Source organism: Tabrizicola sp., from assembly GCF_051645465.1.
Classification (GTDB): Bacteria; Pseudomonadota; Alphaproteobacteria; order Rhodobacterales; family Rhodobacteraceae; genus Tabrizicola.
On sequence record NZ_JBOFBI010000294.1, the window covers coordinates 1 to 8,258 of the forward strand.

10 protein-coding genes are annotated in these 8,258 nt (G+C 64.3%); 3 read left to right on the plus strand and 7 right to left on the minus strand.

Translation table 11 applies throughout. From position 1 onward, the window contains the following. Positions 1-56 precede the first annotated feature (56 nt). The 5 genes from ACRCSW_RS18845 to rpoH form a co-directional block, all read right to left on the minus strand. Positions 57-1,055 (minus strand): Gfo/Idh/MocA family protein, encoded by a 999-nt coding sequence (locus tag ACRCSW_RS18845; protein ID WP_438707191.1) that lies wholly within the window; start codon positions 1,053-1,055, stop codon positions 57-59. A 52-nt stretch (positions 1,056-1,107) separates the two neighbouring features. Then, positions 1,108-1,728: a class I SAM-dependent methyltransferase gene (locus ACRCSW_RS18850; protein WP_438707192.1), complete on the minus strand. Its 621-nt coding sequence runs from the start codon at positions 1,726-1,728 to the stop codon at positions 1,108-1,110. An 85-nt stretch (positions 1,729-1,813) separates the two neighbouring features. After that, positions 1,814-2,563, minus strand: coding sequence for a CDP-diacylglycerol--serine O-phosphatidyltransferase (gene pssA, locus ACRCSW_RS18855; protein WP_438707193.1), 750 nt, complete (start codon positions 2,561-2,563; stop codon positions 1,814-1,816). A 3-nt stretch (positions 2,564-2,566) separates the two neighbouring features. Next, a complete protein-coding gene (locus ACRCSW_RS18860; RefSeq protein WP_438707194.1) occupies positions 2,567-3,259 on the minus strand; it encodes a phosphatidylserine decarboxylase in 693 nt (230 codons plus the stop codon). Positions 3,260-3,338: 79 nt separating this feature from the next. Beyond that, positions 3,339-4,235 (minus strand): RNA polymerase sigma factor RpoH, encoded by an 897-nt coding sequence (gene rpoH / locus ACRCSW_RS18865; protein ID WP_438707195.1) that lies wholly within the window; start codon positions 4,233-4,235, stop codon positions 3,339-3,341. Positions 4,236-4,538: 303 nt separating this feature from the next. Between rpoH and ACRCSW_RS18870 the strand changes: the two genes are divergently transcribed. Then, complete coding sequence (locus ACRCSW_RS18870; protein ID WP_438707196.1) at positions 4,539-5,240, plus strand: hypothetical protein; 702 nt, start codon at positions 4,539-4,541, stop codon at positions 5,238-5,240. A gap of 169 nt (positions 5,241-5,409) precedes the next feature. Here the strand turns inward: ACRCSW_RS18870 and ACRCSW_RS18875 are convergent, their stop codons facing one another. Next, positions 5,410-5,670, minus strand: a complete 261-nt coding sequence (locus ACRCSW_RS18875; protein ID WP_438707197.1) for a YjhX family toxin — start codon at positions 5,668-5,670, stop codon at positions 5,410-5,412. A gap of 300 nt (positions 5,671-5,970) precedes the next feature. Further along, complete coding sequence (locus ACRCSW_RS18880) at positions 5,971-7,026, minus strand: RluA family pseudouridine synthase (protein ID WP_438707198.1); 1,056 nt, start codon at positions 7,024-7,026, stop codon at positions 5,971-5,973. Between ACRCSW_RS18880 and ACRCSW_RS18885 the strand changes: the two genes are divergently transcribed. Together ACRCSW_RS18885 and ACRCSW_RS18890 are read left to right on the plus strand one after the other, a co-directional pair. Continuing rightward, positions 7,025-7,357 (plus strand): DUF6476 family protein, encoded by a 333-nt coding sequence (locus ACRCSW_RS18885; protein ID WP_438707199.1) that lies wholly within the window; start codon positions 7,025-7,027, stop codon positions 7,355-7,357. The genes ACRCSW_RS18880 and ACRCSW_RS18885 overlap by 2 nt on opposite strands. Positions 7,358-7,444: 87 nt before the next feature. Continuing rightward, positions 7,445-8,258 (plus strand): sensor histidine kinase (locus tag ACRCSW_RS18890; RefSeq protein WP_438707200.1); only part of this gene is annotated, 814 nt, incomplete at its 3' end.

An 8,258-nucleotide genomic window follows, 5' to 3' on the forward strand; every position in this document is an offset into this window, starting at 1 on the left:
CGTCTCCTCGTCGGAGCGCCGCCAGCGAGGAGGAGACGAAGTCGAACGAGGAGCGGTCAGATCTCGACCGCTACTTCGTAGACCCGGTCCATCATCGCCTGCGTCCCGCGCACGAATTCCAGCGGGCAGGGATAGGGCACGCCGTCACGGACCGTCCGGTTGAAGGCCTCGACCTGCAGCTTGTAGTGGTTGGCGGTCGGGAACCGTTCCACCGTCACCCGGTTGCCGTTCTGGTGCAGTTCCACCGCCGCGATATCGTTCACGTTCGCATTGAACGGCCCGCCGTCCAGCCGGATCATGCCCTTCGTGCCCTGGAAGGTCGCCGTCTGGCGGTTGTACATCCGCATCGAGGTCATCGAGCCATAGGTGAAGCGGCCCACATTAGGTTTGTTTGGCGGCCCCTCCATCACGCCTGCGACCTGGGCGAAGACATCGACCCCGTTCTCGCGGTGAAGACGGGCGGAGAGGTCCACCGGCTCCGCCCCCGTGACGAACCGGGTGCAGCCGAACGTATAGACCCCGATATCGCGCAAGGACCCGCCGCCGGTTTCCGGCTTGTTGCGGATATTTCCGCCATCGGTGAGGTTGAAGCTGAACGCCACATCGGCATGGACGAGATCGCCGATCTCGCCCGCCTCGAACCACTCTTTCGCCCGCTGCCACTGCGGGTGGTGGACGATCATGTAGGCCTCGGCCGCCAGAAGCCTGGTGCGGTCGCGGGCCAGGATGATCTGGTCGATATCGCGGGCTTTAAGCGCGATCGGCTTTTCGGTCAGCACATGCTTGCCGGCCGCCAGGGTCTTCAGCGTCCATTCCACATGCATGTGGTTGGGCAGCGGAATGTAGACCGCGTCGATGGTCGGGTCGGCCAGAAGCGCGTCATAGGTCGGATGCACGGTCAGGCCCGGACAGAACGCCTGGAACGGCTCGGCCTTGGCCGGGTCGGACGTGGCAAGGGCCGCGAACTCGGCGCCTTCGGCGGCGTGTATCGCGGGCGCCATGTGCTCCCGCGCGAACTTTGCCGCCCCGAGAACACCCCATCTGACCGGTTTCATGGCTTCCCCCCGATTACCGCGCGCTATGGTCCGATCTTGGCCAGATTTAGCGCTAACCCGCAACCCGCCTGAAGCGCAGGAACGTCATCAGCCCGAACGGGCGCACCTGAACCTGATCCTCAAGCTTCAGGAGCGGATGGCCCATCACCCGCTCGATCGGGAAATCGGAATGCCAGCCAAGAAGATTCGCGAGCGGCGCGGCCAGCCGTTCCATGAAGGACCAGCCCTCGGCCCGTCCCGCGAAGTGGTTGGCGATCATCACCGATCCGCCGGGGCGGCAAAGGCGGGCCATCTCGGCCAGCACACGCTCGGGCTCGGGCACGACCGACATGATGTGCATCGCGGCGACATGGTCGAACGAGGCGTCAGGGAAGTTGATCTTGCGCGCGTCCATCTGGTGAAGCCCGACAACGTTGCCGAGGTGCTTCTTCCTGGCCTTGACCGCAGCCTCGCGCAGCATCTCGGCTGACAGATCGATGCCCGTCACCTGCACATGCGGCTCGTAGTAATCCAGCGCGAGGCCCGTGCCGATGCCCACTTCCAGGACCGAGCCGCCTTGGGTGTTCACATGCTGCGCTGCCAGAGTGCGGCCACCTTGAGTGATCCGTCCGAACGCAAAATCATAGACCGGCGCCCAGCGGCGATAGGATTTCTGAATGGCCTCTACTTGCATGCATATGATTCCCTTGCAATTTCCGGGCGCCACTCTGCGGATGATGCCCGGGAAAGCAAGCAGAACCCGCAACCGGCGCTGGAATTCAGCCGATCTTGGGCTTTCCCAGACTGCGGAGCGCGAGGAGGATCACCCCCGCCAGATAGGCCAGGCACAGGGCCAGAAGCGTGACCCAGGGGTAGGTCAGAACGGCAGCGGCAAGGACCACCGCGGCCACCAGCACATAGCGCGCATGATCGGTCGCGATCGTGATCCGCTTCAGCGACGGCGTGCGCACCCGGCTGATCATCAGGCCCCCGATCAGCACCATCCACGCGGCGACCAGGACCGCGGGCAGCTGCACCGCCATGCTGGTCGCGAAGGACAGGTAGAGCGGCGACAGCACCAGCAGCGCCCCGGCTGGCGACGGCACGCCGATGAACGACGTCTTCTCGGCCGCCTCGCCCACCGCGCGCGAGCCTACGTTGAAGCGGGCCAGCCGCAGCATGCAGCAGACGACATAGACCAGAACCGCGATCCAGCCGAGGCTCGTCTCGGGTCTAAGGCCCCAGACATAGAGGACCAGCCCAGGGGCCACGCCGAAGTTCACCAGATCGCAGAGCGAGTCGAGTTCCGCCCCGATGGCGCTTTCCGATTTCAGCATCCGCGCAAGCCGCCCGTCCAGACCATCCAGCGCTGCCGCCACCCCGATCAGCAGGACGGCACGGCTGTATTCGCCCGCAATCGCATAGCGGATCGCCGTCAGGCCCGCGCACAATGCCAGGACCGACACGACATTCGGCAGAAGCTTCAGAAGCAAGAGCTCGCGGGGGGCATCACCAGGCCTGCGGGCCATCGGTCACTCCACCCGTGCCGCGCGGGCGGGCGCGTCCTGACCGATGAGCGCGATCACCGTCTCGCCACCGATCATGGTCTGGCCAAGCGCCACCTGCGGATGCACGCCCTCGGGCAGGTAGACATCCAGCCGCGAGCCGAAGCGGATGAGGCCGAACCGCTCACCGGTCCGCACTGTGTCGCCCAGCTTCTTCCAGCACATGATGCGCCGCGCGACGAGACCCGCGATCTGCACCACCGCGATCTTGCGACCGTCAGCGATCTCGATCGCCAGCGCATTGCGCTCGTTCTCGTCGGAGGCCTTGTCAAGCGAGGCGTTGAAGAACTTCCCCGGCCGGTAGGCGACCGCCGTGATCCGCCCGGCAATCGGCGCGCGGTTCACGTGGCAGTTGAAGACCGACATGAAGACCGAGACCCTGACCAGCGCCTCCGGTCCAAGCCCCAGATCGGCGGGCGGCACGGCGCGTTCGATCAGGCTGACGACACCGTCCGCCGGGCTGACCAGAAGCCCGGCATTCTCGGGCACCGCACGTTTGGGGTCGCGGAAGAAATAGTAGCACCAGACCGTGAGGCCCACGCCGATCCAGCCCAGCGGATCCCAGATCCAGAAGAGAAGCGCTGTGACGACCGCAAAGGCCGCCACGAACTTGTAGCCCTCGCGGTGCATGGGCTTCAGAAAGGTCTCAAGCATGGTCATTGGCGCGGCTCCAGTCGTACGCGTCTTTAGCCGCTAACCGCGGGATGGGCAATCTGCCCATCCCGACGTTCAAGCCGACTCAGGCCGGGATCACCATGCCCTTGCCCTTGGCAAGCTCGCGCATCTTGGCCTGCAGTTTCTCGAAGGCGCGGACCTCGATCTGGCGGATGCGCTCGCGGCTGACGCCGTAGCTTTCCGACAGCTCCTCCAGCGTCACCGGGTCTTCGGCCAGGCGGCGCTGCATCAGCACGTCCTTCTCGCGGTCGTTCAGGACCGACATCGCCTGCACCAGAAGCGCGCGGCGGGCGTCAAGCTCGTCCTTTTCCTCATAGGCTTCGGCCTGATCGCTGTCCTCGTCCTCCAGCCAGTCCTGCCACTGGGTCGAGCTGTCGCCATCCGACCCCACGGTCGCGTTCAGGCTGGCGTCCGAGCCGGAAAGGCGGCGGTTCATGTCGATGACCTCTTCCTCGGTCACTGACAGGTCCTTGGCGATCTGGGCCACGTTCTCGGGCCGCAGGTCGCCCTCTTCCAGCGCGCCGACCTTGGCCTTGGCTTTGCGCAGGTTGAAGAACAGCTTCTTCTGCGCCGAGGTGGTGCCAAGCTTCACCAGGCTCCACGACCGCAGGATGTATTCCTGGATCGACGCGCGGATCCACCACATGGCATAGGTCGCCAGACGGAAGCCCTTTTCGGGATCGAAGCGCTTGACGGCCTGCATCAGGCCCACATTCGCCTCCGAGATCACCTCGGCCTGCGGCAGACCATAGCCGCGGTAGCCCATGGCGATCTTCGCGGCCAGCCGCAGGTGCGAGGTCACCATCTGATGGGCAGCACTCGAGTCCTGATGATCGACCCAGCGCTTGGCCAGCATGTATTCCTCTTCCGGCTCCAAGAGAGGAAACTTGCGGATTTCCTGCAGATACCGGTTCATCCCCTGTTCGGGGCTTGGTGCGGGTAGGTTGGTGTAGGTGCTCATATCGTGCCCCCTATTGCTGCCGGTGCGACTGCGCCCCCGGAAGGGCGTAACTTATGGTAACTGTGCAGCCGCCGCAAGGGTCGGCATATCACCTTTGCTTTAACGATAAGTGTCCCGGGTTCCGCCGATGTAAAGCCTCGTTACATGAGGGTCACGCGAATGTCAGACCTTCAGATCGCCAAACTAGGCCACGCAGACGCGCGGTCGCGCTGCAGATGGCAGAGAGCCCATTGCGGTCATCGGGAAATTGTTTTTCAGATAGCTAGGTCCGACAATACTTGCTACGCCAGAGAGGCCAGAACAATGCACGGGGGAAAGGTCTGGGGCGCTCTTGCAGTATTTTTTCAGCTTTCTGCCCCCGCTTTCAGCGAGGTCTGTGCGGACCGCATCATTGACTCGATCCAGATAGACGAAGACTTGTACTATCAGGACATCTGCGAGGTCGAAGGATGGACACTTCGTATCCTGAATGAAGGGTCTCCGCAGAACTTCATGACAAGCGGTTCACCTCGAAATCTCATCGAACTTGGACTCACTCCTCCATCTGGGGTTTCGGCCGAGCGATACGGTGTAGCCTTGGTACGGCGCAGTCGCGACATTTGGGAAGCCAAACCAGTGGTCGATGGTGAACTGCAGGGTTTGGATCACGAGGGCGGCCATCACTACTTTATTTGGTCGCCGGCAAGTGACAGCTATGGCGGAGTGATACTGGGGAGCAACGCGGATTGGTCCGAAAACAGCCCGAGGTTCTTCCGGTGCCTGAGCAAACCTGATCATCGTTGCATGACCTACTATTCAGTCTTTCCCTGTGGAAACGAAAACGATCCCCTTGAGTGGGGCTTGCCACACCATATACTCGTGATGGCTTTTCGTTGGGAAGCGCCAGACAATCCTTTGATGATCAGTGATTTTTCAAAGGTTAATGCATATGCGCGCAGGCTAACCAACGTCCTGCACAAAGAGATTTGTTCGATTTCGGGGCCCGACATTAATCCGCAAAACTGACTGCGAATGACCGCTCTGTCTCGCACAGCGGACACTCAAACCGACCGAAGGTCACCCGGCGCTCGAAGCCCCAGGCCAGGACCGGCCCCTCTCAAGACAGGGGCCGGTCCCACCGCAGGATCGTTCGTTCCGCCCCCCCCCCCGGCTCTCGCGTCTGGGTCATGAGGCCTCAGCCTTGATTGTCCGTCTGCGCCCGGACCGAGAGCCGCCCCAGCCGGGTTATGCGGTAAGGGCCGCCTCCTTCCGACCCGATCAGCCGCTTGCGCCTCAAGCGCTGGAAGACGGCCAGGGTGCAGTCGGACAGGATCAGCCCGTCGCGGGTGACGCAGAGGACTTCGTCGATCTTGCGGCCCGAATTGCGCAGGTGGTCGATGCGGCCCCCAAGGGCCATGACGTGCAGCACGCGCTGCTCGCTTCGTGAGATGTTCATGGAAAGTCCGAGGAATGCAGCCACGCCGGACACGGCGAAGGCGAGACGCGCTTCACCGGTCGTGCATGTCACCTTTCGCCCGGCAGTTCGGGCAGGCGACGTCAGCAGGCGGCTACATTCTCTGACATAAGGCGCACTCCAGGAGACCTGCGGGGTCCGTGCGGGGGCGAGCATAGACATCGTCGGCGGCCTTCGCAACCGTGCGGGGCGAGGCGGGGGGAGAGCTTTCCGAATACTTAACGCTGATAACCAAGCCATTGATCTAAAAAGATTAAAAAAGAAGGGCACCGCGCCCATCGCTCACCTCGCCCTGAGCGCCCCGATCAGCGCCGCCATGTCGGCAGGCAGTGGCGAGGCGAACTCCAGCCTTTCCCCCGTCACCGGATGGTCGAACCCCAGGGTCGCGGCATGGAGCGCCTGGCGGGGGAAGGCGTTCCCGACCTCCGCCCCCTGCCCCAACGCCGAGCCGAGCTTCCTGCGGCCCCCATAGGTCTGGTCACCCACCAGCCCATGTCCCGCATAGGCCAGGTGCACCCGGATCTGATGCGTCCGCCCCGTCTCCAGCCAGCACTCGACCAGCGAGGCATGTCCGCCGAAACTCTCGACAACCCGCACCCGCGTCACGGCATGCCGCCCGCTTTCCCAGACCACCGCCTGGCGCTGCCGGTCGGTCTTGTGGCGGGCAAGGCCGGTTGCGATCCTGAGGATCCCGCCCGGCTCGAAGCTGATCCCGCGGAGGCCGCGAAGCCGGGGGTCGGCTGCGGAAGGCACCCCATGCACCACGGCCAGATAGTGCCGGGTGACCGAGTGATCCTCGAACTGCCGCGCCAGCCCATGATGCGCCCGGTCGGACTTGGCCACGACCAGAAGCCCGGTCGTATCCTTGTCGATCCGGTGGACGATCCCCGGCCGCCTCTCACCCCCGATCCCCGAGAGGGTGTCCCCGCAGTGGTGGAGGAGCGCATTCACCAGTGTCCCCGAGGGCGAACCCGGCGCGGGGTGGACGACCATCCCGGCGGGCTTGTCGATGACGATGAGGTCGGCATCCTCCCAGACGACCGTCAGGGGGATGTCCTCGGCCAGGGTCTCGACCGCCGCAGCCGGATCAAGGCGGAGCGTGTAGACCTCACCCGCCGCGACCTTGGTCTTCGGGTCCGTCACCGCCACCCCGTCCCGGCTGACCGCGCCTTCAGCGATCATCCGCATCAGCCGGGACCGCGACAGTGCGGCCGCCTCTGGCACCGCGGCGGCAAGGGCCTTATCAAGACGGACGGGGGCGTCTTCGCCGATGGTGACGGCAAGGCTGCCGCCAGCGCCGCCGCCGCCCTCGTCCTCTTCGTCGAAAGTGTCGTCCATGCCCGAGCCCACCCCGCCTGATGCCCCCGAAGCGGTGGCGCTGCCGCCCAGCCTGCGGCTTCTGAAATGGCTGGTGATCATCCTGACGCTGACGATGATCGGCGGTGTCATAACCGTGGTCGGGCTGATTGTCACCCGGATGCCCCAGGCCTTCACAGCCGCACCGACCCTGCCCGCCGAGATCGCGCTGCCCGAGGGCAAGAAGGCAGCCGCCGTGACCTTTGGAACCGGCTGGATCGCCGTGGTGACGACTGACGACCACATCCTGATCTTCGGCAGGGATGGCACCCTCCGACAAGACACAGTGATCACGCCGGTTGCGCCGCCCTGATCGGCCCCCCCTTGACCTGCCGTGCGGCGATCGGGCTAGTCTGGCGCCATTGCTGCAATCCGGTGGTCCGCCCAGTTAATGCTTCACTTGCCCCCAACGAAAGAAGTCGAAGGGCAGCGGGTCCTTGAAGAGATCGCGCGCCAGCATGAGATCGCCACAAACGAGTTCTGGCAGCGCATTCTTGCCACCGCCCTTGGCTTTGCGATCTGCGACATCTTTGCCAACGGCTGGCTGATGCTTGCGCTTTTCGCAATCAACCTTTCGGCGGAGGTTTTCTGCGATCGAAACATGCCGGGCCTCGACCCCGAGAAGTCGCCCTGGCGGTACCGGGCCTGCATGGCCGGCATGGCCGTGATGGAGGCCACCCTGCTGACGGCGGCGGGGCTGGTCTGGATGGAAGACGACCCCTATGCGAAGGCCGTGGCGGTCGGCATCGCCATGGCGACGCTTCTGCACTTAAGCTCGATCCGCTCGATCCATCTGCCGATGGGCACCGCCGGGATCCTCGCGGTGGCCGCGGTCACTTACATAATCAACCTGATCTACTGGATCGACCTGGGCAACTGGCGGGGCCTTGTTATCTGCACGATCGCCGCATCCGCGGGGCTTGGATATGCGGCGGTTGCGATGATTTCGAACCACAATCTGCATCGGGCAAGTGCGGCAGCGGCAACGGCGGCGCGGGCCTCGGACGCTGCCAAGGGGCGTTTTCTGGCGCAGATCAGCCATGAGCTTCGCACCCCCCTGAATGCCGTCATCGGGCTGGGCGAGATCGAGACCGCGACCGCCCAGGGTCAGTCGCGGCAAAGGCTGAAGACCATTGTCACCTCGGCGCGCGATCTGGCGGTGATGCTGGACGATGCGCTGGACTACTCGGCCCTGACCGAAGGCCGGGTGTCGA

Excerpts from the sequence above, each read along its gene's own strand:
- ACRCSW_RS18875 (WP_438707197.1), bottom strand. The coding sequence starts at position 5,670 with ATGAACATCTCACGAAGCGAGCAGCGCGTGCTGCACGTCATGGCCCTT.
- ACRCSW_RS18880 (WP_438707198.1), bottom strand. The coding sequence starts at position 7,026 with ATGGACGACACTTTCGACGAAGAGGACGAGGGCGGCGGCGGCGCTGGC.
- rpoH (WP_438707195.1), bottom strand. The coding sequence starts at position 4,235 with ATGAGCACCTACACCAACCTACCCGCACCAAGCCCCGAACAGGGGATG.
- ACRCSW_RS18885 (WP_438707199.1), top strand. The coding sequence starts at position 7,025 with ATGCCCGAGCCCACCCCGCCTGATGCCCCCGAAGCGGTGGCGCTGCCG.
- ACRCSW_RS18845 (WP_438707191.1), bottom strand. The coding sequence starts at position 1,055 with ATGAAACCGGTCAGATGGGGTGTTCTCGGGGCGGCAAAGTTCGCGCGG.
- pssA (WP_438707193.1), bottom strand. The coding sequence starts at position 2,563 with ATGGCCCGCAGGCCTGGTGATGCCCCCCGCGAGCTCTTGCTTCTGAAG.
- ACRCSW_RS18850 (WP_438707192.1), bottom strand. The coding sequence starts at position 1,728 with ATGCAAGTAGAGGCCATTCAGAAATCCTATCGCCGCTGGGCGCCGGTC.
- ACRCSW_RS18870 (WP_438707196.1), top strand. The coding sequence starts at position 4,539 with ATGCACGGGGGAAAGGTCTGGGGCGCTCTTGCAGTATTTTTTCAGCTT.
- ACRCSW_RS18860 (WP_438707194.1), bottom strand. The coding sequence starts at position 3,259 with ATGACCATGCTTGAGACCTTTCTGAAGCCCATGCACCGCGAGGGCTAC.